The organism is Pseudomonas sp. UFMG81 (assembly GCF_015354575.1).
In the GTDB taxonomy this organism is placed as follows: domain Bacteria; phylum Pseudomonadota; class Gammaproteobacteria; order Pseudomonadales; family Pseudomonadaceae; genus Aquipseudomonas.
In genome coordinates, this window is record NZ_JACAFQ010000013.1 from 14430 (window position 1) to 37486 (window position 23057).

Genomic DNA, 23057 nt, shown 5'->3' on the forward strand with positions numbered 1-23057 from the left:
GCAAGATTGGGCGTTGCGGCGATGAGCGGTTGCGCTAGGCTGGGCATTTTCAACCTGTTTCGTGGATGACGATGATCCTTGCCGACCTTACGCCCCGGGCCTTCGAGCAGGCCGCTGGGTTTCTCGCCAGCCTTGACTCGGACTGGGCGCGGCATATCGCCGCGACCGGGCCCTGCCTGCACGCGGCCACGCCCGGTCGCGAGCCCTATGAGGCATTGGTGCGGGCGATCGCCTACCAGCAACTGCATGCCAGGGCAGCGGAGGCGATTCTCGGGCGGTTGCTGGCGCTGTTTCCCGGGCAGGGCTTTCCGGCGCCAGAGCAATTGCTGCTGGTCACGCCGGAGGCCATGCGTAGCTGCGGATTTTCCGCGAACAAGACGGCGACGATCCAGGGCATTGCCCAGGCCCGCCTGGAAGGCCTGGTGCCGAGTCGCCAGGCGGCGTTGGACATGAGTGACGACGCGCTGGTCGAACGGCTGGTGAGCCTGCGCGGGGTTGGGCGCTGGACCGTGGAGATGTTGTTGATCTATTGCCTGGAGCGCTCGGATATCCTGCCGGTGGATGATTTCGGCGTGCGCGAGGGGTATCGCCGGATGAAAGGCCTCGAGAAGGCGCCGACACCCGCGCGGATGCGGGCGCTGGGTGAAGCCTGGCGCCCGCACCGGACAGTGGCGGCCTGGTACCTGTGGCGGGCGTGAGCCCTGTGCTGTTACGACGGCCCTATCTCCGGCAAGCCGCCTCCCACAGGGCTTCGCTGACCTATTGTGGGAGCAACTGTCTTGCGCGGGCCTCTGTAGGAGCGGCCTTGTGCCGCGAAAGGGCCGCATAGCGGCCCCGACGATCTTGAGGTGTAGTCGAGGCCCTGGGGGCGCTGCGCACCCCTTTCGCGGCACAAGACCGCTCCTACAGAGACCGCGCAAGATATGGGAGCCGGCTTGCCGGCGATGGGGGCACTGAGGTATCCCGTCGATAGCGGATTACCTGCAAGATTCGGAGTGATCGCACAGGCTGTCGCTGTCAGGCTCAAGCCATCGACTCCAGGAGAGGCGCCATGAAGCCCACCTACATCACTGACGCCGAGCGCTGGCAAGCCGTGCTGTCGCGCGATGGCAACGCCACCGGCCACTTCGTCTATGCCGTGCGCACCACCGGGGTGTACTGCCAGCCGGCCTGCAAGTCACGCCTGGCCAAGCGCGAGAACGTCGCGTTCTTCAGCGATGCCGCCCAGGCCGAGGCCGCCGGCTACCGTGCCTGCAAACGGTGCGCAGGTGGCACCCAGGCCGCGCGCCGCAGCGAGCTGGTGGCCCGCGCCTGCCGCCTGATCGAAGCCGGCGACACGGCCCCCAACCTCGACCAGCTGGGCGCCGCGCTCAACATCAGCGCCTTCCATCTGCACCGCCAGTTCAAGGCCGAAACCGGGCTGACCCCCAAGGCCTATGCCTCGGCCTTCCGCGCCCGGCGCCTGCGCGAGGGGCTGGAAGCCGCCACCACCGTCACCGAGGCTATCTACGACGCTGGCTACAACTCCAACAGCCGCTTCTACGAAAGCGCCGCCGAGCGCCTGGGCATGCGCCCGCGCGAGTACCGGGTGGGCGGTGAAGGGGCGACCATCCGCTTTGCCCTGGCCCAGTGTTCGCTAGGGGCGATTCTGGTGGCTCAAAGCGAACGCGGCATCTGCGCGATTCTGTTGGGTGATGAGCCCGAGCCCTTGCTGCACGACCTTCAAGACAAGTTTCCCAAGGCCCGCCTGATCGGTGGCGATGCGGCCTTCGAACGCCTGGTCGCGCAGGTGATCGGTTTTGTCGAGGCGCCCGCCCTGGGCCTGGCGTTGCCACTGGACGTGCAGGGCACAGCGTTCCAGGAGCGGGTCTGGCAGGCCCTGCGCGAAGTGCCGGCGGGTTGCCGGGTCAGCTACACCGACATCGCCGAGCGCATTGGCGCACCCAAGGCCGTGAGGGCGGTGGCCCAGGCCTGCGCGGCCAATTCGATCGCGGTGGCCATCCCTTGTCACCGGGTGGTGCGCCGCGACGGCGACTTGAGTGGCTACCGCTGGGGCATTGAACGCAAACGCCAGCTGTTGGACCGAGAGACGGCACCCTCCTGAGCGCCCGGACCGCGTAGAATTCACGCCCTATCGAGTTGTATAGAGGAAAATTCGATGAGGCGTGTCAGCCTTGACCGATTCTATGTGGTGGTGCTTGCTTTGCTGCTATCGGCAGCCGTGCCGGCCTGGGCCGCACCGGCCACGCCGGTGTCGCGCCTGGCCGTGGCCGAGCAGCAGGTGCTGGACGAGAACGCCAGCCTGGAAGAGCTGAGCGAACGGCTCGACCAGATCCGCCAGGGCGTCACCAGCAACGCCAACGATGATCTGCTCGCCCAGCTACGCCAGTCGGCCCTGCAGGTGCAGCGCCAGGCCGATGTGCTGGTCACCGCGCGCACCGCCGATGTGCAGCGCCTGGACGACCAGCTCAACGTGCTCGGCCCGCAGATGCCCGAAGAGGCGGATACCCTGACGCGCCAGCGCAAGCAGCTCACCGACCAGAAGAAGGCGGTGCTCGCCGAGCAGCAGGACGCCACCACGCTGACCCAGTCGGCCCGCGACCTGTCCACGCAGATCGTCAACCTGCGCCGCAGCCTGTTCAACTCGCAGATCACCAGCCGTGCCGCCAGCCCGCTGAGCCCGGCGTTCTGGTCGAGCCTGATCCGCCCGACCGACGACGACGTGGCGCGCCTGCGCGACCTGCGGGGCGAGGCGGCGGATGCCATGGCCAGTGCCTTCAGCGCCGAACACCGCTGGCTGTTCATCAGTGCCCTGGTGGCTGCGGTGCTGGTGTGGACACTGGTCCGGCGGTTGCTGGAGCGGCTGTTGGCCTATGCCATGGTGCGCTGGCTGCCCGAAGGCCGCCTGCGCCGCAGCGCACTGGCCTTGAGCGTGAGCCTGGCGACCCTGGGCACCATCTCAGGTTCGGTATCGTTGCTGCGCTGGGGCCTGGAGAGCAGTGCCGAGCTGGGCACCGACCTGGCCAGCCTGACCAACCATGTGCTCGCCCTGGTGGTGTTCAGTGCCTTCATTTCCGGCCTGGGCCGCGCCATGCTGATGTTGCAACGGCCGTCCTGGCGCCTGCCGCCGATCGCCGACGAAGTGGCCAGCGCCCTGGGCTGGTTCCCCAAGGTACTGGCCCTGACATTGATGGTGCTGCTCACCCAGGAGCGCATCAACAGCGTGATCGGCACCAGCCTGGCGTTGACCCTGGCCACCAACGGCCTGACCGCGCTGGTGGTGTCGCTGCTGTTCGTCGCCGCGCTGGTTCGCTACCGCCGCGCCCACCGCCTGCATGACCTGGAGCGGCCCAAGGGGCTGACCGGGCTGATACCGTTCGTGATCGTGGTGTGGGTGGTGGCGATCCTGCTGACCCTGCTGGCCGGCTACCTGACGCTGGCCTACTTCCTCACCGCCAAGCTGTTGTGGATCAGCGTGGTCACCACCTGCGCCTACCTGCTGGTGACGGTGTTCGGTGACCTCTGCGAGACCCTGCTGTCACCGCGCCAGCCCGGTGGCCTGGCGCTGGCCTCGGCGCTCGGTTTGCAGCAACGTCACCAGGCCCAGGCCAGCACCATCCTGGCCGGTATCGGCCGCACCCTGTTGCTGTTCGCCGCCGCGCTGCTGGTGTTCATGCCCTCGGGCACCAGCCCCGGCGAGCTGCTGCTGAGCCTGGCGGACTGGGACGGTACCGGTGGCAAGGTGCTGGGCAACCTGAACATCGTGCCCCAGGACATCCTGCTGGCGGTGGCCATCTTCATCGGTGGCTGGTTCGCCATCCGCGTGGTCAAGCGCTGGCTGAGCGAGCGCCTGCTGCCCGAGACCGACATGGACGCCGGCATGCGCGCCTCCCTGGTGACCCTGGTCGGTTACCTGGGCTTCCTGTTCCTGGCCATGCTGGTGATGTCCACCCTGCACATCAACCTCACCAGCCTGACCTGGGTGGTGAGTGCGCTGTCGGTGGGTATCGGTTTTGGTTTGCAGCAGATCGTGCAGAACTTCATCTCCGGCCTGATCCTGCTGACCGAGCGCCCGGTGAAGGTGGGCGACTGGGTCAGCCTGGCGGGCGTGGAAGGCGACATTCGGCGGATCAACGTGCGCGCCACCGAGATCCAGATGTCCGACCGCTCGACGGTGATCGTGCCCAACTCGCAGTTCATCTCGCAGAACGTACGCAACGTGACCATGGCCAATGCCCTGGGGGTGGTGGGCATCACCCTGACGCTGCCATTGGAGACCGACCCGGCGAAGGTGCGCGAAGTGTTGTTGGCGGCCTACCACGAGCATGAATCGATCCTCGATGCGCCGGCCACTTCGGTGACGTTCAAGGACCTGACCAGCAGCGGCATGGTGATCGGCGTGAGCGGTTACGTGGCCTCGCCACGGCAGGTGTCGGGGACCCGCAGCGACCTGCTGTTCACCATCCTTGGGCGTTTGCGCGACGAGGGCATCGCCCTGTCGTCGCCGGCGAGCATGGTGCTGGTGCAGGAAAGCGCGCGCCAGGCCGACGAACCGGCATAAGGCCAATCGCGGGGCCATGCGCATCGACGTACCGCCGACGCGACTGGCCCCGCGATAGTGTTCTAAGTGATATCGCAAAAAGGCGACCATGTGTTCGCCGATAGTCTTGCAGCGCTTATGAGATCGAGCGCCGCCCGCGCGGCGCATCGCTGGCAAGTCGCAGCGGCGAACCGCAGCTCCCACATTTGTTTCGGGCCAGTTATGCCTGCGCCGCCGCGGCTGTACGCCTTGTGAGTACGACGCGGTTTCAGTGTGGGCACCACGGCGCTCCACCTTTCTCAAGACATGCACCAAGGCGGGCAGCGATAACCTCACAGGAGAGACTGGCCCGAAACAAATGTGGGAGCTGGCTTGCCAGCGATGCGCCGTGTGGACGGCGCTCGATCTGACAGGCGCTGCAAGGCAGTCGTCGAACACCTGCCTGCCTCCCCCTTTCTTTAAAAGGGGCGCTTAAAAAATCACCCCAAACACCGCGTCACATGCTTCACCGACAGGTACCCCGACAACCCCCAGGGCCCAAGCTCGCGCCCGATCCCGCTGCCCTTGGTGCCGCCCCACGAAGTCTCGACGAACACCGCCTGCACCGAGTTGATCCACACATGCCCCACCTCCAGTGCATCGGCCACGCGCTCGGCGCGTTGCAGGTCGGCCGAGCAGACGGTGGCGACCAGCCCGAAGCGGCTGTCGTTGGCCTGGTGGATGGCTTCTGCTTCACTGCCGAAACGCCGGGCGCACAGCACCGGGCCGAAAATTTCCTCAACCCACAGGCGGCTGTTGTCGGGTACGTCCACGTACAGTGTCGGGCTGACGAACCAGCCTTCGCGGTCCAGCGGCTTGCCACCGGCCAGGCACTTGAGCCCCTCCTCGCGGGCGGTAGCGAAATAGCCGGCGACCTTGAGCCACTGGGCCTGGCTGGTCAGCGGCCCCATGTCGACCTCCTCGCTCAGCGGGTTGCCCACACGCAGTTTCTCCAAGGCCTCTTGCAGACGTGGCAGCAGCGTATCGGCGATGCCCTCCTGGACCAGTAGGCGCGAGGTGGCCGAGCACATCTGCCCGGCGTTCCAGGTGATGCCGGCGACGATCCACTCCACCGCCTGGTCCACGTCGCAATCATCGAACACCACGATGGCCGACTTGCCACCCAGCTCCAGGGTGACCGGCCGGCACTGGCTGGCGGCGGCACGCATCACCTGGCTGCCGACACCGTTGCTGCCGGTGAACGACAGTTTGTCCAGCCCGCTGTGGCTGCTCAGGGCAGCGCCAGTCTCGGCCTTGCCGTTGACGATGTTCAACACGCCAGCCGGGAGGTCCAACTGCTCGGCGATCTGGCCGTAGGCCTGCTCGATCAGCGGGGTGACCTCGGACGGCTTGAGTACCACGGTGCAGCCGGCAGCCAGGGCCGGGGCGAGCTTCCAGGCACTGGTCACCAGCGGGAAGTTCCACGGCACGATCAGGCCGACCACGCCCACCGGCTCAAGGCGGGTGCGGGCGGTGAAGCCCGGGGCGGCCAGCGACACGTCACGGTTTTTCCCCGGCAGTTGATCGGCCAGGTCGGCGTAGTAGGCAAAGGTCGCGATGGCATCGTCCAGGTCGATCTCGGCCTCGTGGCGCGGCTTGCCGTTGTTGCGCATCTGCAGGGCGATCAGTTCGTCGCGGCGTTGGCCAAGCTGTTCGGCGAAACCGCGCAGGTAGTTGGCGCGCTCATTGGCGGATACGGCTTTCCAGCCGGTCAGCGCCCGGCGCGCGGCGGCCACGGCCTGGTCGACCTGGCGGGTGCTGGCGGCCATCAGTTCGCTGAACGGCAGGCCGTCGGACGGGTTGTGGACAACGATGCAGTCGCTGCCTTGGCCTTCGACCCAGCGGCCGTCGATGTAGTGAGGAGTGGTCATGGTCGTTTTCCAATCAGGCCATTTCGGCAGTGGTCACGGGCTTCACGGGCGTACTTTTGCAGCGCACCCAGCGCGGGCCTTGCGGGCCGTACACGCCAGCCGGTTCAGGGAACAGGTTGAGCAGGATCAGGTACAGCAGCCCGGCGATACCGAGGGTTACCGGCAGGCTCAGGTCGATACCACCAGCCAGCTCGCCCAGCGGGCCGACGAACTGCCCTGGCAGGTTGACGAAGCACAGGCCGATGGCCGCGCTGGGGATCCATGCGCCCATGCCGCGCCAGTTCCAGCCGTGGCAGAACCAGTAGTGGCCACCCTGCTGGCCGCGGGTGAACACCTGCAGGTCATCGGCGTGGTAGAAGCCACGACGGGTGATCAGGCCGAGGATCATGATCACCATCCACGGGCTGGTGCAGGTGATGATCAGCACGGCGAAGGTCGACACGCTTTGCACCAGGTTGAAGGTGAAGCGGCCGATGAAGATGAAGCCGATGGCCAGCACGCCAATCAGCAGGGTAGCGGCGGCGCGGCTGAGCAGGCGCGGGAACACGCTGGACATGTCCAGGCCGGTGCCGTACAGCGCGGTGGTGCCGGTGGACATGCCGCCGATCACCGCAATCAGGCACACCGGCAGGAAGAACCAGCCCGGCGAGATCGCCAGCAGGCCGCCGACGTAGTTGTTGGCGGCGATGTAGTCCGGCGCCTGGCTGGCCACCAGGGTGGCGGTGCACAGGCCGAACAGGAACGGGATCAACGTGGCCACCTGGGCCAGGATCACCGCCAGCATGATCCGCGACTTGGGCGTGGCGCGCGGGATATAGCGCGACCAGTCACCGAGGAAGGCGCCGAACGACACCGGGTTGCTCATGGCCAGGATTGCAGCGCCCACGAACGCCGCCCAGAAGCCGGGCTGGCCAAGGTTGACGCTGCCGGCGAAGCCGGCGTCGAACGGCCCGGCGAAGGCGAAGATGCCCAGCAGGAACAGCAGGCTCGAGGCCCACACCGCGATCTTGTTGACCCACAGCATGAAGCGAAAACCAAAGATGCACACCACCAGCACCAGCACGGCGAACAGGCCGTAGGCCAGGCCCAGGGTCAGGTCGGTTTCCGGCAAGCCAGCCAGGCGCTTGGCACCGCCGACCAGGGCATCGCCCGAGCTCCACACCGACAGCGAGAAGAACGCCACGGCGGTGAGCAGCGACAGGAACGAACCGACGATGCGCCCGTGCACGCCGAAATGCGCGCCGGACGACACGGCGTTGTTGGTGCCGTTGAGGGCGCCGAACAGGCCCATGGGGGCGAGGATCAGCGCGCCCACGCCGACGCCCAGCAGGATCGCCCAGACCCCGGCCTGGAACGACAGCCCGAACAGCACCGGGAAGCTGCCCAGCACGGCGGTGGCGAAGGTGTTGGCACCGCCGAAGATCAGGCGGAACAGGTCAAGCGGGGCGGCGTCGCGTTGATCGTCGGGGATCTGTTCGACGCCATTGGTCTCGATACCGGTCGAGTGGCTCATGGTGATGCTCCAGCGCGAATGTTGTCGGCCCTTGGCGGGCCTTGTTGTGGGTGCGATGGCAGGGCGGCAAGGCCGCTTCAAAGGTGATCAGGCGGGTGAAACCACCGACAGGTGCTCGTGGCAGGCCAGCCAGCGGTCGCCGTGCAGGCGAAAGACGATGGTCTCGCGCTCGTTCAGCGCCAGTTCCTCGCCGGCGACGCGCAGGCGCGTGGCCACGTCGTGCATGAAAATCGCCACGTCACCCTGCAGGCTCACCTGCACGTTGCTGGACGCGCAGCCGAGCACGGCGAAGCCGTCAGCCTGCCAGGATGCCCAGAGTGTTTCGTAGGCGCGGCGCGACAGCAGCGGTGTTGGCAAGGTGTGGAAGAGGAAGGTGGCGTCTTCGCTGAAGCAGGCGAAGTAGCGGGCGGTGTCGTTGCTGGCGAAGGCGGCGACGAGGTCGGCGGCGGCCTGCCGTACCTGATGTGTATGGTCCACGGGAGTGGCCTCACGGTTTTTGTGATTGTGGGTGAAGCGATTCTGGTGGGGGCGGGCGAGGGGAAGAATCGCTGCGGGCAAATAATCAGTTCAGGAATTTGTGAACCAATGGGACGGTTCGCTTTACCCCGCGAGATCCTCGAACTGCGGTTTTCATTTGCCATTGATGAGGCGCGCCATACCGACCAAGTAACCGATCAAGTAGCGTGATTGCTGGATGTCATGGCGCTGGTGCCATCCACCGCGTCGCCTGATTCGCGGGTAAACCCGCTCCCACAAGGTGCGGGGCGTTCAAGAGTTCAGTTCTCTGCGCGGTAGCGCTGCCCGAAAGGCGGAGAACACATCCCTGGCGCATCGTTCCCCCAGTGGAACGCTGAGGGTTCACCGTTGGGCCTACCGGCCCATCTCCCCTGCCTCTACCGTGGTCGCTGTCGCCCGCCAGGCAGCAGCTTGCGCGGGCTCGTCTCGACGCAGGCCGATTCGCCGCTTCACCGACTGATGGTCGTGTCGCACCGCCTGCGTTGCCTACTCTGATAATCCCCACTGCGGATGCGTGGGTCGCGGTTCGACCGCAGCGGCCAGGATGGCCAGTTCTCCAACCAAGAGGAGAGAACGATGAGCAATTTCTCGCAAACCGCCAACTTCGACGGCCAGGTACCGCGCATCGACCCCGACAACGCCGCGATGCTGCTGATCGACCACCAGAGCGGCCTGTTCCAGACGGTCAAGGACATGCCCATGACCGAACTGCGGGCCAACGCCATCACCCTGGCCAAGGTCGCCAGCCTGGCGAAGATCCCGGTGATCACCACCGCCTCGGTCCCGCAAGGCCCCAACGGCCCGCTGATCCCGGAAATCCACGAAGCCGCGCCCCATGCGCAGTACGTGGCCCGCAAGGGGGAGATCAACGCCTGGGACAATCCCGAGTTCGTCGCCGCGGTGAAGGCCACCGGGCGCAAGCAACTGATCATCGCCGGCACCATCACCAGTGTGTGCATGGCCTTCCCCAGCATCAGCGCGGTGAACGCCGGCTACCAGGTGTTCGCTGTCATCGACGCGTCAGGCACCTACTCCAAGATGGCCCAGGAAGTGACCCTGGCGCGGGTGGTGCAGGCTGGCGTGGTGCCGATGGATACCGCCGCGGTGTGCTCGGAAGTGCAGCGCACCTGGAACCGCCCGGACGCCGCCCAATGGGCCGAGGCCTACAGCGCGGTGTTCCCGCACTACCAACTGCTGATCGAGAGCTACATGAAGGCCCAGGCCGTCGTCACCGAGCACGAACAACTGGATTCGCAACGCAGCTGAGCCACGCTTTTCCATCCACGCAAGGAGATCCACCATGGCATTCCAATACAAGCGTCTGGACAAGAACAACGCCGCCGTCCTGCTGGTCGACCACCAGACCGGGCTGCTGTCGCTGGTACGCGACATCGACCCGGATCGCTTCAAGAACAATGTGCTGGCGCTGTCCGACCTGGCCAAGTACTTCAAGCTGCCGACCATCCTCACCACCAGTTTCGAGACCGGCCCCAACGGCCCGCTGGTGCCCGAGCTCAAGGAGCAGTTCCCCGACGCGCCGTACATTGCCCGCCCCGGCAACATCAACGCCTGGGACAACGAGGACTTCGTCAAGGCGGTGAAAGCCACCGGCAAGAAGCAGTTGATCATCGCTGGCGTGGTCACCGAAGTGTGCGTGGCTTTCCCGGCACTGTCGGCGCTGGAGGAGGGCTTCGATGTGTTTGTGGTCACGGATGCCTCCGGCACCTTCAACGAGCTGACCCGCGACTCGGCCTGGCGCCGCATGGAGGCTGCCGGCGCCCAGCTGATGACCTGGTTCGGCGTGGCCTGCGAGCTGCACCGCGACTGGCGCAACGACATCGAAGGGCTGGGCACGCTGTTCTCCAACCACATTCCCGACTACCGTAACCTGATGACCAGCTACAGCAAGCTGGCCAAGTGACGCCGAGCCCGGGCCCCGCTGGCGGGGCTCGGGTTTGTTCCATCGGTCGCGAGGTAGCGGATGGCCCCACTGATTGCCTACTTGCGGCTGGCGTTGCGTCCCGGGCGCGAGGTATTGCTGTTTGCCCTGCGCACGGTGGTGGCGGGGCTGCTTTGTCTTTACCTGGCGTTCGTGTTCGATCTTGAACAACCGAAATGGGCGCTGATGACGGTGATCATCATCAGCCTGCCGCTGGCCGGCATGACCCTCAAGCGCAGCCTGGCCCAGGTGCTGGGCACGGTGGTCGGGGCGGCAGTGGCAGTGCTGGCCATGGCGTTGTTCGCGCAGATGCCGAACACCCTGGTGCTCGCCCTGTCGCTGTGGCTGGGCGTGTGCACAGCTGGTGGCACGTTGCTGCGCTACACCGATTCCCATGCCTTCGTGCTCAGCGGTTTCACCGCGGTGGTGGTGGCCATGCTGGCCGTGCCGGACCCCGAAGGTACTTTCATGCTGGCGGTCACGCGGGTGACCGAAACCCTGCTGGCGGTGGCCTGCGTGGCGGTGGTCAGCCTGTTGACGGCGCGCCCGCAGGCGGTCGCCGACAGCTATTTCGCCAAGGTCGACAGCCTGCTCAAACTGATCGCCCGGCATGCCGCCGAGGTGGTGCGCACCGAAGAGGATGACGCCGCGTTCCGTCAACGCCAGGCCCAGTTGATTGTCGAGATCAGCGCCCTGGAGGGGTTGCGTCGGCACCTGTACTTCGATGCCCCGCACTTGCGCAGTGGCGATGGGTTGGTGCAACTGTTCGCCAACCAGTTGGTGCTGCTGGTGTCGCGGCTGCTGGTGCTGCGCCAGCAGCGCGAGCTGGTCAAGGCGCACTGGCAGGGGCCGCTGCCAGCGGATATCCAACTGCTGCGCGACACCGAACTGGATAGCCTCGAGGCCCTGGCCCGGGACGGCATGGCGTTGTCAGGCACTGACCGTGAATCCTTGCGCACCCTGCACAAAGGCTTCGATGCCGCCGCCGAGCGCGCGGAATTCCTCAATGAGCCCTTAGCGCCGAACCTGCGTGCCCTGGCCTGGGCCCTGCGCTGGGAGCAGGCGCGGTTGCTGCAGCAACTGGACGAGCTGATCGAGCTCAACGAAGCGATCCAGCAAGGGCGCCTGGCCAGCTGCGCGCAGCGCCAAGGCCGCGCCAGTGCCCTGCACCTGGACTGGCCGCTGGCGGCGATGAACGCCGTGCGCGCCTGCCTGGCCTTGCTGTTGGTTGGCTGGCTGTGGATCGAGAGCGCCTGGGACGGAGCCCGCTCGGCGGTGATCCTGGTCGGGGTGATGTGTTCGTTGATGGCGACCTTGCCGCGGCCCTTGCTGGCCAGCCAGAACTACAACCGCGGGCTGCTGGTGGGCCTGGGCCTGTCGGCGCTGTACCAGTTCGCCCTGTTGCCGCTGTTCACCGATTTCGAAATGCTGGCCGTGTGCCTGGCACCGCTGCTGTACCTGGCCGCCGTGGGCTTGGCCAGCCCAATGACTGCCGGCATCGGCATGGGCATCGGCCTGATTGGTTTGTTGATGATCGGGCCGCAGAACGTCGGGCTTTACCACAACACCGATATCCAGTGGTTCGAATTCGCAGGCGGCTATCTGCTGGCCGGGGTGCTGGCGAGCACGGTGTTCGCCCTGGTGTTTCCGTTCAACCCGCAAAAGCGCATCGCCAGGCTGTTCCGCCTGACCCGCGAGGATGTGCACCGGCAGGTGACCGGCCCCACGACGCTGGCTGGCCAGTTCGCCTTCGAAAGCCGCCAGCTCGATCGCCTGTCGGCGATGATCGCCCTGTTGCCGGTGGCGACCGACAGCGCATCGCACGAGCGCTTCGACTGCGCCCTGGTGTGCCCGGCCCTGGCCATTGCCCTTACGCAGGCGCGCACCTTGTGCGAACGCGAACGCGAATTGCCGGCGCCGATCCGGGAGCGGCTGTTGGAGGGGCTGCGGGGCATGGCCGGCATCATCGGCGGTCAACGTGATGTCGAACTCGATGCGCTGCTGCACGAGCTCGATGTGCTGGGCAATGTGCTCGATGGCCTGCACGGCGAGCCAGGGCCGGCTGGGCGTGATCGATTGCGCCAGCTGTTCATCTTGAGGGTGGCGCTGGCGGTTGCGGGGCAATTGCTGGCGCGCTATCGCGGCGTACTCGAAGGCGAGCAACCCGCCGTAGTACCGGAGGTGGCCCGTGCCCATTGATTTCGAAGTGGGTGGGGTCTACCTGCCGCCCATTGCCCAGGCACTGCTGTTGGCGCTGCCGGTGTTCCTGCTGCTGGATGCGCTGTTGCGCCGGGTGGGCGTATTGGCGCTCGTCTGGCACCCGGCGCTGTTCCAGGGCGCTCTGTACGCCGCGATCTGTGCGGCCTTGCTGTTGTGGATGGGAGTGAGTGTGTAGATGCCGTCGATCAAACCCTTGCTGTCGCGCGGGCTGACCCTGCTGGTGGTGGCCGTGGCCATCGTGCTGGGAGTCCTCGCCTGGCAGCATTACACCCGTGCGCCCTGGACCCGCGACGCCCGGGTGCGGGCCGACGTGGTGACCCTGGCAGCGGAAGTCGGCGGCCCGATCATCGCCCTGCCGGTGCATGACAACCAGTTCGTGCACAAGGGCGACGTGCTGCTGCAGATCGACCCTGCCCGTTACCAACTGGCGGTGTTGCATGCCCAGCGCGCGGTCGAGGTGGCGCGCGCCGCCCTGGGCCAGTCGCAGGCGAACATCGTCGCCAACCAGGCGTTGCTCCGGCAACGCGGCAGCGAGGAGCAGCGGCGCCGCAAGCTGCAATCGCTGTCGGCGATCTCCGCCGAAGAATGGGAGAAATCCCGCACCGAAGTGGCGGTGGCCCAGGCCGACCTGCTGCGCGAGCAATCCAGCCTGGGCCTGGCCCAGGCCAATGTGCAACTGGCCGAAGCCACCCTCGAGCAGGCTCGCCACGACTTGCAACGCACCCAGGTGCTGGCGCCGGTCAACGGCCATGTCACCAACCTGCTGACCCGCCAGGGTGACTTCGCCCAGCCGGGTGCGGCGTTGTTGGCGTTGGTGGACAGCGACTCGTTCCACGTCAGTGGCTATTTCGAGGAAACCAAGCTGCCGCGTATCAAGGTCGGCAGCCGGGCGCGGGTGGTGCTGATGAGCGGCGAGGCGTTGCAGGGCACGGTGGAAAGCATCGCCTACGCCATCACCGACCGCGAGAACCAGCCTGGCAGCCGCCTGCTGGCCAACGTCAACCCGAACTACACCTGGGTCAAGCTGGCCCAGCGCGTGCCGGTGCGCCTACGCCTCGACCCGCAGGACGGCCAGGTGCTGCGTGCCGGCACCACCGCCACTGTGACGATCCTCGAAGAATGACGGATGATGTGGCGGTGAGTCGCAGACGAGTGTTGCCGATGTTCGACCTGAATGACCTGTACCTCTACGCCAAGGTGGTGGAGCACGGCGGCTTCGCCCCGGCCGGGCGCATCCTGGACTTGCCCAAGTCGCGCCTGAGCCGGCGCGTGGCGCGCCTCGAAGAGCGGCTGGGGGTACGCCTGATCCAGCGCTCGACACGCCAGTTCCAGGTCACCGAGGTGGGGCTGGAGTACTACCGCCATTGCCTGAGCATGCTCGAACAGGCCATCGCCGCCGAAGACGCCGTCGAACGCAATCGCGCCGAACCGCGCGGCATCGTGCGCCTGGCCAGCAGCACGGCGTTGCTCGATTCGCGCCTGGCGCCGATGCTGGCGCGGTTCATGGCGCAGTGCCCGGTGGTCGAGTTGCTGGTCAAGAGCTACAACCGCCGCGTCGATGTGATCGGCGAAGGCTTCGACCTGGTGCTCAGCGTGCACCACCAGCCGCTTGAAAGCAGCGAGCTGATCATGCGCCGGTTGGCGCCGAGCCGGCAGTGCCTGGTGGCGTCCCCAGGCTTGCTGGCCGAACATGGCCGCCCGCAGACGCCGGCCCAGCTGCAGGCGCTGCCGAGCCTGTGCTGGGGCATCAATGTGCAGGACTTCACCTGGCTGCTGGAAGGCCCGCAGGGCGCCGAAGCCGCCGTGGTGATCCGCCCGCGGGTGGTGTCGGATGACCTGGCGGTGCTGCACCAGGGCGCCCTGGCCGGGGTCGGCGTGGTGCTGCTACCGGAGGAGGTGGTCGCTGCCGACCTCGCCAGTGGGCGGTTGGTCCACGTCCTCGACGGCTGGGCGCCACGGGAAGGGGAGGTGGTGGCACTGTTCCCCTCCCGGCGCGGGCTGATGCCGGCAGTGCGCAAGCTGATCGACTTTCTCGCCGACGCCTTCGAGCAGGAACAGGCCGCCGCTACGCCAGTTCGCGCTCGCTAAAACCCGGTGGGGCGGGGGTGCTCGCCGACCACAGTGCCAGGCCCGCCGCCAGCGTCGTCAGGACGGCGCCTGCCCAGGGCGTGGCCGCCAGTGTCGCGCCGCTGATGACCGCACCACCAATGGCCGAACCCAACCCCACGCCCAGGTGCATGGCCGACATGTTCAGGCTCATCCCCGCCGGGAAGGTGTCCGGCCCGCGCTGGGCTAGGTAGCTCTGCACCACGGGCGAGGTGGTCCAGCTCAGGCCACCCCAGAGCATCATCACCGGCAGGAACAACCACGGCGTGCCTGCGCTCAACGGCAGCACCAGCAGGCTGGCCAGGTACAGCAAAGGGGCCAGCCGGATCGCCTGGCCGGTGCCCAGGCGGTCGGCCATCCAGCCGCCCACGTAGCCACCCGAGACCCCGGCGATGCCGAATGCCGCGAATACCGCCGCCAGCCAGGCGGCAGGCATAGCGGCCACGTGCTGGGCATAGGGCGCCAGGTAGGCGAACACGGTGAAATGCCCGGCGATCATCAACAGCGACACCCCCTGGGCCGCCATCAGGCGGCTGTCACGCAGGTGGCGCAGGTAGCTGCCAAAGGCGATGCGCTCGCTGCTGCGCGCCGGCGGCAGCCCGCGCCAGGCCAGCAGCAGCACGGCTACCGCCAGCAGGCTCAAGCCGACGAACACACCCCGCCAGCCGAGCGCATCGCACAGCAGCATGCCCGCCGGCACGCCGAGCACCAGCGAGCTGCAGATACCCATGAAGATCACCCCGATGGCGCGCCCGCGCAGGGCTTCGGGGACCATGCGCGTGGCCATCAAGGTGCAGGTCAGGCAGGTCAGCGCGCTGGTGGCCGCCATGCCGACGCGGGCGATCATCAGCGCCGTGTAGCCCGGTGCCAGTGCCGCCGCCAGGTTGCACAGGGCGAACAGCGCCAGGGTGGCGCACAGCAGGCCACGCAGCGGCAGGCGTGTGGTCAGCAAGGGGGCGAAAGGGGCGGCGAGGGCGAAGCTCAAGGAGAAGACCGTGGTCAGCTGGGCCACACCGAGCGGTACGGCAAGGCCGTCGGTCAGTGCCGGCAGGATGCCGACGGTGATGTTTTCGGCCATGCCGGTGACGAACGTCGCCAGGGCCAATAGCCAGATACGCGGGGTCATGTGTTGCCTCCGATAAACAGGCCGGCCGTGGTCCGGACCCATTTGTCCCGACGGTTGACCGGCAGTGGTCAGGTCCATCGGGTTTCGAGGCAGTGCTTCGGTTATCCCGGTTCAAGCAGAGGGGATTGTAGACGTTAAGGGGTGGTGGGAGAAGTCCGCGCGCAACCTTCGCGCCCCATCGCCGGCAAGCCGGCTCCCACAGGTACAGCGTGTTGCTTGGGCCCATGCGATTTGTAGGAGCGGCCTTGTGTCGCGAAAGGGGCGCACAGCGCCCCCAGGATCTCGAGTACTCCCAAGATCGCTGGGGCCGCTCTGCGGCCCATTCGCGACACAAGGCCGCTCCTACACGGTGCCGTGCAAGGTTTTGGGTGGAAGCCGGCTTGCCGGCGATGAGGCCAGAGCGAGCAACTCAACGCAGTGGCTCCCACGCGGGGAGTGCAGCGAAGGGGCGGGCAGTGGGCTACTTCAACTCGGTCTCGATGAACACGATCTCATGGTCGCTGGCATTGATCACATTGTGCTCGACCCCAGCCTTGCGGAAGTAACTCTGGCCCGCCACCAGCGCTGCGCGCTTTTCGCCCTCGGGCGTTTCCAGCAGCAACACGCCGTCGGTCATGGGCACCACCACGTAGTCACGGCCATGCAGATGGCGCCCGGTTTCGGCGCCAGGGGCGAAGCGCCATTCGGTGACGATCACCTCGTCGGTGTCCACCTGCACGGTGGGGACTGCCTGGGGGCGTGCGGTTTGCTGGGTCATCGGCGGCTCCTGCTCACGGAAAAAGCACCCAGCCTGGGCCGGTGTGGCAGGGAAATAAATGCAGGTTTGCTGGCAGTCAGTCGCGTGATTGCTTACCTGATGGCCAGCTTCAATGGCGATGCGCCTTTGCATCCTTGTGCGTGTGCGTCTTCGCAGCGGGTTGGCCTGCATGATCGTGTGGCTGGCTTTCCCCGCCGCCATGCTGGTGGCCGCCGCTGCTGGCCACCAGCCCGGCATATTGCTCGGCGTTCATCCGCGGCAGCTGATCGAGGAAAGCGACGATGCCCCAGATGTACGGGTCATCCATGCTCTTGCCCCAGGCAGGCATGCCGGTGGCCTTGATGCCGTGCTTGATGGTCCAGAACGCGGCGGCGGGGTTACCGCCCACGCCTGTTCTGGTGAGGTCGGGGGGAGCGGGATAGAGCGCCTGGCTGAGTTCGGTCCTTTCAACCCCGGGGGCGAGGTGGCAACCCATGCACATGGCGTTGTAGTTGCCGGCACCGGCAATAATCAGGGCCTCATCCTTCAGGTTCGGCACCTCGATATCCCTGGCGCGCACCTCGATGGAGCGCTCCCGTGCCATGGCGAGAAAGGCATGCACGGCCGGGAAATGCGGATCATCGGCGCCGACGTTGACCAGGCCGAAATAGGCGGTCGCCAGGACCGCCGCGCCCGCTACCGCGCTTGTCGCCACCACTGTCTTTATTGTTGTTTTCATATCAGCTACTCAAAACCACATTCGAATGCCCGCAACGAAACGCGCTTCGTCCACATTCCCGCCGTCGTCGCGAATCAGGTCGGCGGTATTGCCGTAGGAACGGCTCCAGGTAACCCCGATGTAGGGCGCGAACTGACGGACGATTTCATAGCGCAGGCGCAGCCCGACTTCGGTATTGGCCAGCCCCGAGCCAATGCCACGCTGTGGGTCGTTCTTGCCATAGAAGTTGGCTTCGGCGGTGGGCTGCAGGATCAACCGATTGGTCAGGAGGATGTCGTACTCACCTTCCAGCCGCGCGGCAGTCTGGCCGTTCTCGCCAATGAAGGCGGTGGCTTCGGCTTCGAAGTCGTACAGCGCCATGCCCTGGACTCCGAACGCGGCCCATGTCTGCGGTGATTCAGGTTTGAAGTCCTGGCGAACGCCGGCGACCACATCCCACCAGGGGCCGATGGCATGCCCGTACAGCAGTTGCAACTCGGCATCCTCGGTAACGCCGTTGGTGCGTTCACCCTCGGTGCGGATCCACAGGCGATCGATGTCGCCGCCAATCCATCCCGTGGCATCCCAGGCCAGGGTGCTGCCTTCGTCCGCATCCTGGTATTCGAGCTGGTCCAGCAGGAAGAAGCTGTTGATGGCGCTATCGTGGACCTGATGGCCCGCCAATGGCGGGAACGCTGCTTCGCGGTCGGCATCGGTCAGTACGGGAATCGGTGTGCGACTGGTCGTCGTGGCACTGTCAGCCGCGCCATGGTTCATCCCTGAATGATCCATGCCCGCCATGCTCCCATGGCCCATCGCTGAGTGGTCCATCGTTTCGGCCGCAGCGCTCGGCGCTGCGTACATTGCGCCGAGGGACACTGCCAACGCCAGCAGCGATGGGGGTGCCAACCTAGTGACCATCGTGGCCTTCCTTGGCCTTGTCGGCACCTTGCGAACCCATCATCTTGCTGTGGTCCATGCCCTTCATCGAACCATGGTCCATGCCTTTCATGGTGCTGTGATCCATGCCCGGGTGTTGCATGCCTTCGGCTTGGGCAGGCTTGTGAGGGGCGTTGGGTGTCGTGGCTTGCGGGGCAGGCTGTTCGTCGGACCATGCGTTGGGGGCCAGCACGGCCTGCACGGCCAGCAGGCCTGCCATGGCGGCAGAAAGGATAAAGGCGTTCGGTTTCATCGATTGGCTCATCTTGGATCTCCGGTTCATTCGTCCACACGCACTTCGCGGAACATGCCCATTTCCATGTGGAACAGCAGGTGGCAGTGATAGGCCCAGCGGCCCAGGGCATCGGCGGTCACGCGGTAGCTGCGCTTGGCGCCGGGCGGCATGTCGATGGTGTGCTTGCGCACCATGAAGTTGCCGTGCTCGTCCTCCAGGTCGCTCCACATGCCGTGCAAGTGGATGGGGTGGGTCATCATGGTGTCGTTGACCAGGGTGATGCGCAGGCGCTCGCCGTACTTCAGGCGCAGGGGCTGGGCATCGGAGAACTTGATGCCGTCGAAGGACCAGGCGAACTTTTCCATGTGGCCGGTGAGGTGCAGTTCGATGGTGCGCCCCGGCTCGCGGCCGTCCGGGTCGATGAAGGTGCTGCTCAGGTCGGCATAGGTCAGTACGCGGCGGCCGTTGTCGCGCAGGCCGATGCCCGGGTCGTTCAAACTCGGGGTGGGGGACATGGTCTGCATGTCGACCAGGGGATTGTTGGTTTCCGACGCGGGGTGAGACTGCATGGCGCCCGTCATGCCAGCCATGCTGCCGTGGTCCATGCCGGGCATATTGCTGTGGTCCATGCCTGCCATCTGGCTGTGGTCCATCCCGCCCATGCCACCGTGATCCATGCCCATGTCGCCCATGGCGATCAGTGGCCGGGCATCTACTGCCGGTACCGGCGCATGCATACCTTCACGAACGGCCAACGTGCCTCTTGCGTAGCCGGTACGGTCCATGGATTGCGCGAAAAGGGTGTACGCCTGAGCGTCCTGCGGTTCGACGATGACATCGTAGGTTTCGGCGACCGCGATGCGGAACTCATCGACCGAGACAGGCTTTACGTGCAGCCCGTCCGCGGCGACCACGGTCATTTTCAGGCCAGGGATGCGTACGTCGAAGTAGCTCATGGCCGAGGCGTTGATAAAGCGCAGGCGGATCTTTTCGCCCGGTTTGAAAGTCCCGGTCCAGTTGCCGTCCGGTGCCTGGCCGTTCATGAGGTAGGTGTAGGTATGGCCACTCACGTCGGCGAGGTCGGTGGGGCTCATGTTCATCTGCGCCCACATCGTGCGGTCCGCCAGCGCGGCCGACCACCCCATCTCGCTTACGTCGTCGACGAAGTCGGCCACCGTGCGCTTGTGGAAGTTGTAGTAGTCGGACTGTTTCTTGAGCTTGGCCAGGACCCGGGCAGGGTCCTCATCGGTCCAGTCGCTGAGCATGACGACGTAGTCGCGCTCGTAAGTGAACGGCTCGGGCTCCCGGGCATCGATCACCAGCGCGCCATACACCCCGGCCTGCTCCTGCAGCCCGGAATGGCTGTGGTACCAGTAAGTGCCGTTCTGCTGGACCTTGAACCGGTACTCGTACAGACCATCGGGGGCGATGCCATGGAAGCTCAGGCCTGGCACACCGTCCATGTTCGCCGGCAGGATGATGCCGTGCCAGTGGATCGAGGTGTCCTGCGCAAGCTTGTTGCGTACCCGCAAGGTGACCGTGTCACCTTCACGCCAGCGCAGCGTCGGGCCGGGCAACGAGCCATTGATCGCCATGGCCGTGCGGGCGGCACCGGTGATGTTGACCGGCAACTCACCGATGTACAGGTCGAAGTCGCTGCCGCTCAGCACCGTGGTCTGGCCTGGGCTGGTCAAGGCCCAGGCCGGCGTGCGCCACATGCCCAGCCCACCCAGTATGCCGGTGGCGGCCAGGCCTTTGACGAAGGATCGTCGCGTGGATTTGCTGTGCATGCCGTGGTGTCCCGTCAGTCAAAAGGTTCGCCAGCCCGCACAACGTTGTGGCCATCGGTTCGAGGCCTGCGTTGTGCGGGGTTGGGCTCACCTTAGGCAGGGCGGGCTGTCAGCAAACTGAGCAGGGCATTACAGATGCGTCAGGTTCAGGTCTGGCACGGCCTGTGGCCGGGTTTGGGCATCCGCGGGCACGCTATCGCCTTGAACGCAAAACCCCCGTGTCGCCTGGCGAACACGGGGGTTTTGCAATCTATCGAGCGCCGTGGATGTCCACGGATGTCGTCAGACGTTGAAGCGGAAGTGCATCACATCACCGTCTTTGACGATGTAGTCCTTGCCTTCCAGGCGCCACTTGCCAGCCTCTTTGGCGCCGCCTTCACCCTTGAACTGGATGAAGTCGTCATAGGCCACCACTTCGGCGCGGATGAAGCCTTTCTCGAAGTCGGTGTGGATCACGCCTGCAGCCTGCGGTGCGGTAGCACCGACGCGGACGGTCCAGGCGCGTACTTCCTGCACGCCGGCGGTGAAGTAGGTCTGCAGGTTGAGCAGCTCGTAACCGGCGCGGATCACGCGGTTCAGGCCAGGCTCTTCCAGGCCCAGGGCCTCGAGGAACATGTCCTTCTCTTCGCCGTCGTCCAGCTCGGCGATCTCGGCTTCGATCTTGTTGCACACCGGCACCACCACCGCGCCTTCTTCCTCGGCGATGGCCTTGACCACGTCCAGGTGCGGGTTGTTGTCGAAGCCGTCTTCGGCGACGTTGGCGATGTACATCACCGGCTTGCTGGTCAGCAGGTGGAAGCCACGGATCACGGCTTTCTCGTCGTCAGCCATGTTTTTCATCAGGCTGCGTGCCGGCTTGCCTTCGGTGAAGTGCGGGATCAGTTTTTCCAGGATCGCCTTCTGGGCCAGGGCATCCTTGTCGCCGCCCTTGGCGTTACGCGCGACCTTCTGCAGTTGCTTCTCGCAGCTGTCGAGGTCGGCGAAGATCAGTTCGAGGTCGATGATCTCGATGTCGCGCTTGGGGTCGACGCTGTTGGAAACGTGGATCACGTTCTCGTCTTCGAAGCAGCGCACCACGTGGGCGATGGCGTCGGTCTCGCGGATGTTGGCGAGGAACTTGTTGCCCAGGCCTTCACCTTTCGAAGCGCCGGCCACAAGGCCCGCGATGTCGACGAATTCCATGGTGGTCGGCAGGATGCGGTTGGGCTTGACGATCTCGGCCAGCGCATTCAGGCGCACGTCGGGCATCGGCACGATGCCGCTGTTCGGCTCGATGGTGCAGAAGGGGAAGTTCTCGGCCGCGATACCGGATTTGGTCAGGGCGTTGAACAGGGTGGACTTGCCGACGTTGGGCAGGCCGACGATGCCGCAATTGAAACCCATGGGAATTCCCCTTACTAGAGTTGTCAGGCCTTCTGGCTGTGCAGCTCGCGCATCGCCTTGGCGAAGTCGCCGGCAAGCACGTCCGGCAGCACGCCGAGGGCAAAATCGATGCTGGCGTCGAGCTTCTCCTGTTCGCTGCGCGGTGCGCGGCCGAGGACGAAGTTGGAGACCAGCTTGGCGTCGCCCGGGTGGCCAATGCCAAGCCGCAGGCGGTGGAAGTCGTTCTGGTTGCCGAGCTGCGCGATGATGTCGCGCAGGCCGTTGTGCCCACCGTGGCCGCCACCGCGCTTGAGCTTGGCGACGCCGGGAGGCAGGTCGAGTTCGTCGTGGGCCACCAGGATCGCTTCCGGCTTGATCCGGAAGAAATTGGCCAAGGCCGCCACGGACTGGCCGCTGCGGTTCATGTAGGTGGTGGGGATCAGCAGGCGAACATCGTTGCCCTGATGGCTGAACTTAGCCGTCAGGCCGAAATATTTTTTGTCAGCGGACAGCGAGACGCGCTGGGCGCTGGCGAGGCGTTCAACGAAAAGAGCCCCTGCGTTATGCCGGGTCTGTTCGTATTCGGGGCCGGGGTTACCCAGGCCGACGATCAACTGGATGGCGGTCACGTCAGGGGCTCTTCCTTGGAGTTGGTGGGTTACGGTGCGCGCGGCACTGTAACCCGATCAACGCCGGCGTGCGAGTGGATTACTCGGCAGCGCCTTCAGCAGCTTCAGCGGCAACGCGCGGGGCGTGGACGTTGGCAACAGCTTTGTCATCACCGTGGGCCAGAGCGACGAACTCTACGCCTTTCGGAGCTTTCAGGTCCGACAGGTGGATGATGGTGCCGACTTCGGCCTTGGCCAGGTCAACTTCGATGAACTCTGGCAGGTCCTTGGCTTCGCAGGACACTTCGATCTCGGAAACGACGTGCGAGATCTCGCCGCCTTTCTTGATCGGGGCTTCTTCGCCGACGAAGTGAACTGGAACCTTGGCGGTCAGCTTCTGGCCAGCAACGACGCGAACGAAGTCGGCGTGCATGATGAAACCTTTGGCTGGGTGACGCTGCATGGCCTTGACCACGACGTTTTGCTTGGCGCCATCGACGTTCAGTTCGATCACGTGGCTGAAGGCAGCTTCGTTTTCGAACAGCTTGGCGATTTCCTTGGCCACGATGGTCAGGGATTGGGCTTCTTTATCGCCACCGTAAACAACGGCAGGGATGTTGGCGGAGTGACGCAGGCGGCGGCTCGCACCTTTCCCCAGGTCAGTACGCGCTTGGGCGTTCAGGATGAAATCAGTCATTTTGCTTCTCCAAAATAGCCCCCCGAGGGCGTTTGCGACCAGCGCCAACGGGGATGGCAAAAAAGCCCCGCCCCGACAACCAGTGTCGGGGCGGGGCGCTTT

The 23057-nt window shown here is 65.7% G+C and carries 20 protein-coding genes and 1 pseudogene; 9 read left to right on the top strand and 12 right to left on the bottom strand.

Annotation, left to right across the window (positions count from 1 at the left end):
- Positions 1-71: 71 nt before the first annotated feature.
- The 3 genes from IX761_RS12310 (at position 72) to IX761_RS12320 (ending at position 4561) form a co-directional block, all read left to right on the top strand.
- Positions 72-698 carry a DNA-3-methyladenine glycosylase family protein gene (locus tag IX761_RS12310; protein WP_194789950.1) on the top strand — a complete coding sequence of 209 codons (627 nt, stop codon included), beginning with the start codon at positions 72-74 and terminating at the stop codon, positions 696-698.
- Positions 699-1051: 353 nt separating this feature from the next.
- Positions 1052-2104, top strand: coding sequence for a bifunctional DNA-binding transcriptional regulator/O6-methylguanine-DNA methyltransferase Ada (ada, locus tag IX761_RS12315; RefSeq protein ID WP_194789862.1), 1053 nt, complete (start codon positions 1052-1054; stop codon positions 2102-2104).
- 54 nt (positions 2105-2158) lie between these two features.
- A complete protein-coding gene (locus IX761_RS12320) occupies positions 2159-4561 on the top strand; it encodes a DUF3772 domain-containing protein (protein WP_194789863.1) in 2403 nt (800 codons plus the stop codon).
- Positions 4562-5019: 458 nt separating this feature from the next.
- Here IX761_RS12320 and IX761_RS12325 read toward each other — a convergent pair whose 3' ends face one another.
- The 3 genes from IX761_RS12325 to IX761_RS12335 all read right to left on the bottom strand — a co-directional run bounded on the left by IX761_RS12325 (position 5020) and on the right by IX761_RS12335 (position 8440).
- Positions 5020-6450, bottom strand: a complete 1431-nt coding sequence (locus IX761_RS12325) for an aldehyde dehydrogenase family protein (RefSeq protein ID WP_194789864.1) — start codon at positions 6448-6450, stop codon at positions 5020-5022.
- 13 nt (positions 6451-6463) lie between these two features.
- Positions 6464-7963 carry a purine-cytosine permease family protein gene (locus IX761_RS12330; RefSeq protein WP_194789865.1) on the bottom strand — a complete coding sequence of 500 codons (1500 nt, stop codon included), beginning with the start codon at positions 7961-7963 and terminating at the stop codon, positions 6464-6466.
- Positions 7964-8050: 87 nt separating this feature from the next.
- Complete coding sequence (locus IX761_RS12335) at positions 8051-8440, bottom strand: YybH family protein (protein WP_194789866.1); 390 nt, start codon at positions 8438-8440, stop codon at positions 8051-8053.
- Positions 8441-9055: 615 nt separating this feature from the next.
- On the opposite strand from IX761_RS12335, the gene IX761_RS12340 reads away from it, so the two are divergent.
- Genes IX761_RS12340 through IX761_RS12365 form a run of 6 tightly spaced genes read left to right on the top strand, consistent with a single transcriptional unit; the run spans position 9056 to position 14726 of the window.
- A complete protein-coding gene (locus tag IX761_RS12340) occupies positions 9056-9745 on the top strand; it encodes a hydrolase (protein ID WP_194789867.1) in 690 nt (229 codons plus the stop codon).
- Between the two features lie 34 nt (positions 9746-9779).
- A complete protein-coding gene (gene ycaC / locus IX761_RS12345) occupies positions 9780-10400 on the top strand; it encodes an isochorismate family cysteine hydrolase YcaC (protein WP_062572799.1) in 621 nt (206 codons plus the stop codon).
- A gap of 60 nt (positions 10401-10460) precedes the next feature.
- Positions 10461-12617 (top strand): FUSC family protein, encoded by a 2157-nt coding sequence (locus IX761_RS12350; RefSeq protein ID WP_194789868.1) that lies wholly within the window; start codon positions 10461-10463, stop codon positions 12615-12617.
- Entirely contained in the window at positions 12607-12813 is a 207-nt protein-coding gene (locus IX761_RS12355; RefSeq protein ID WP_194789869.1) for a DUF1656 domain-containing protein, read from the top strand. Before IX761_RS12350 ends, IX761_RS12355 begins: the two co-directional genes overlap by 11 nt.
- Before the next feature lie 9 nt (positions 12814-12822).
- The gene (locus tag IX761_RS12360; RefSeq protein WP_194789951.1) at positions 12823-13761 is read left to right on the top strand and encodes an HlyD family efflux transporter periplasmic adaptor subunit; all 939 of its coding nucleotides are present in this window, start codon (positions 12823-12825) and stop codon (positions 13759-13761) included.
- 38 nt (positions 13762-13799) lie between these two features.
- Positions 13800-14726, top strand: coding sequence for a LysR substrate-binding domain-containing protein (locus IX761_RS12365; protein WP_194789870.1), 927 nt, complete (start codon positions 13800-13802; stop codon positions 14724-14726).
- Here IX761_RS12365 and IX761_RS12370 read toward each other — a convergent pair.
- The 9 genes and pseudogenes from IX761_RS12370 to IX761_RS12410 all read right to left on the bottom strand — a co-directional run bounded on the left by IX761_RS12370 (position 14704) and on the right by IX761_RS12410 (position 22955).
- Positions 14704-15870, bottom strand: coding sequence for an MFS transporter (locus IX761_RS12370; protein WP_194789871.1), 1167 nt, complete (start codon positions 15868-15870; stop codon positions 14704-14706). The genes IX761_RS12365 and IX761_RS12370 overlap by 23 nt on opposite strands.
- Before the next feature lie 460 nt (positions 15871-16330).
- Positions 16331-16627, bottom strand: a complete 297-nt coding sequence (locus IX761_RS12375) for a cupin domain-containing protein (RefSeq protein WP_194789872.1) — start codon at positions 16625-16627, stop codon at positions 16331-16333.
- Positions 16628-16763: 136 nt separating this feature from the next.
- Positions 16764-17345, bottom strand: a pseudogene (locus IX761_RS12380) (c-type cytochrome); the annotation flags it as partial.
- Between the two features lie 9 nt (positions 17346-17354).
- Positions 17355-18245, bottom strand: coding sequence for a copper resistance protein B (locus IX761_RS12385; protein ID WP_194789874.1), 891 nt, complete (start codon positions 18243-18245; stop codon positions 17355-17357).
- On the bottom strand, positions 18235-18528 hold the full coding sequence (locus tag IX761_RS12390; RefSeq protein ID WP_228533494.1) for a hypothetical protein: 294 nt from the start codon (positions 18526-18528) through the stop codon (positions 18235-18237). Before IX761_RS12390 ends, IX761_RS12385 begins: the two co-directional genes overlap by 11 nt.
- Before the next feature lie 14 nt (positions 18529-18542).
- Positions 18543-20288 (bottom strand): copper resistance system multicopper oxidase, encoded by a 1746-nt coding sequence (locus IX761_RS12395; RefSeq protein WP_194789876.1) that lies wholly within the window; start codon positions 20286-20288, stop codon positions 18543-18545.
- Positions 20289-20570: 282 nt separating this feature from the next.
- Positions 20571-21671: a redox-regulated ATPase YchF gene (gene ychF, locus IX761_RS12400; RefSeq protein ID WP_194789877.1), complete on the bottom strand. Its 1101-nt coding sequence runs from the start codon at positions 21669-21671 to the stop codon at positions 20571-20573.
- Positions 21672-21694: 23 nt separating this feature from the next.
- Positions 21695-22279 (bottom strand): aminoacyl-tRNA hydrolase, encoded by a 585-nt coding sequence (gene pth, locus IX761_RS12405; protein WP_194789878.1) that lies wholly within the window; start codon positions 22277-22279, stop codon positions 21695-21697.
- 79 nt (positions 22280-22358) lie between these two features.
- Positions 22359-22955, bottom strand: coding sequence for a 50S ribosomal protein L25/general stress protein Ctc (locus tag IX761_RS12410; protein ID WP_194789879.1), 597 nt, complete (start codon positions 22953-22955; stop codon positions 22359-22361).
- Positions 22956-23057 lie beyond the last annotated feature (102 nt).

Bases quoted from the DNA above. Each gene is read 5' to 3' on its own strand.
- IX761_RS12310 (WP_194789950.1), top strand. From the start codon at position 72: ATGATCCTTGCCGACCTTACGCCCCGGGCCTTCGAGCAGGCCGCTGGG.
- ada (WP_194789862.1), top strand. From the start codon at position 1,052: ATGAAGCCCACCTACATCACTGACGCCGAGCGCTGGCAAGCCGTGCTG.
- IX761_RS12320 (WP_194789863.1), top strand. From the start codon at position 2,159: ATGAGGCGTGTCAGCCTTGACCGATTCTATGTGGTGGTGCTTGCTTTG.
- IX761_RS12325 (WP_194789864.1), bottom strand. From the start codon at position 6,450: ATGACCACTCCTCACTACATCGACGGCCGCTGGGTCGAAGGCCAAGGC.
- IX761_RS12330 (WP_194789865.1), bottom strand. From the start codon at position 7,963: ATGAGCCACTCGACCGGTATCGAGACCAATGGCGTCGAACAGATCCCC.
- IX761_RS12340 (WP_194789867.1), top strand. From the start codon at position 9,056: ATGAGCAATTTCTCGCAAACCGCCAACTTCGACGGCCAGGTACCGCGC.
- ycaC (WP_062572799.1), top strand. From the start codon at position 9,780: ATGGCATTCCAATACAAGCGTCTGGACAAGAACAACGCCGCCGTCCTG.
- IX761_RS12350 (WP_194789868.1), top strand. From the start codon at position 10,461: ATGGCCCCACTGATTGCCTACTTGCGGCTGGCGTTGCGTCCCGGGCGC.
- IX761_RS12365 (WP_194789870.1), top strand. From the start codon at position 13,800: ATGTTCGACCTGAATGACCTGTACCTCTACGCCAAGGTGGTGGAGCAC.
- IX761_RS12370 (WP_194789871.1), bottom strand. From the start codon at position 15,870: ATGACCCCGCGTATCTGGCTATTGGCCCTGGCGACGTTCGTCACCGGC.
- IX761_RS12375 (WP_194789872.1), bottom strand. From the start codon at position 16,627: ATGACCCAGCAAACCGCACGCCCCCAGGCAGTCCCCACCGTGCAGGTG.
- IX761_RS12385 (WP_194789874.1), bottom strand. From the start codon at position 18,245: ATGGTCACTAGGTTGGCACCCCCATCGCTGCTGGCGTTGGCAGTGTCC.
- IX761_RS12390 (WP_228533494.1), bottom strand. From the start codon at position 18,528: ATGAGCCAATCGATGAAACCGAACGCCTTTATCCTTTCTGCCGCCATG.
- IX761_RS12395 (WP_194789876.1), bottom strand. From the start codon at position 20,288: ATGCACAGCAAATCCACGCGACGATCCTTCGTCAAAGGCCTGGCCGCC.
- ychF (WP_194789877.1), bottom strand. From the start codon at position 21,671: ATGGGTTTCAATTGCGGCATCGTCGGCCTGCCCAACGTCGGCAAGTCC.
- IX761_RS12410 (WP_194789879.1), bottom strand. From the start codon at position 22,955: ATGACTGATTTCATCCTGAACGCCCAAGCGCGTACTGACCTGGGGAAA.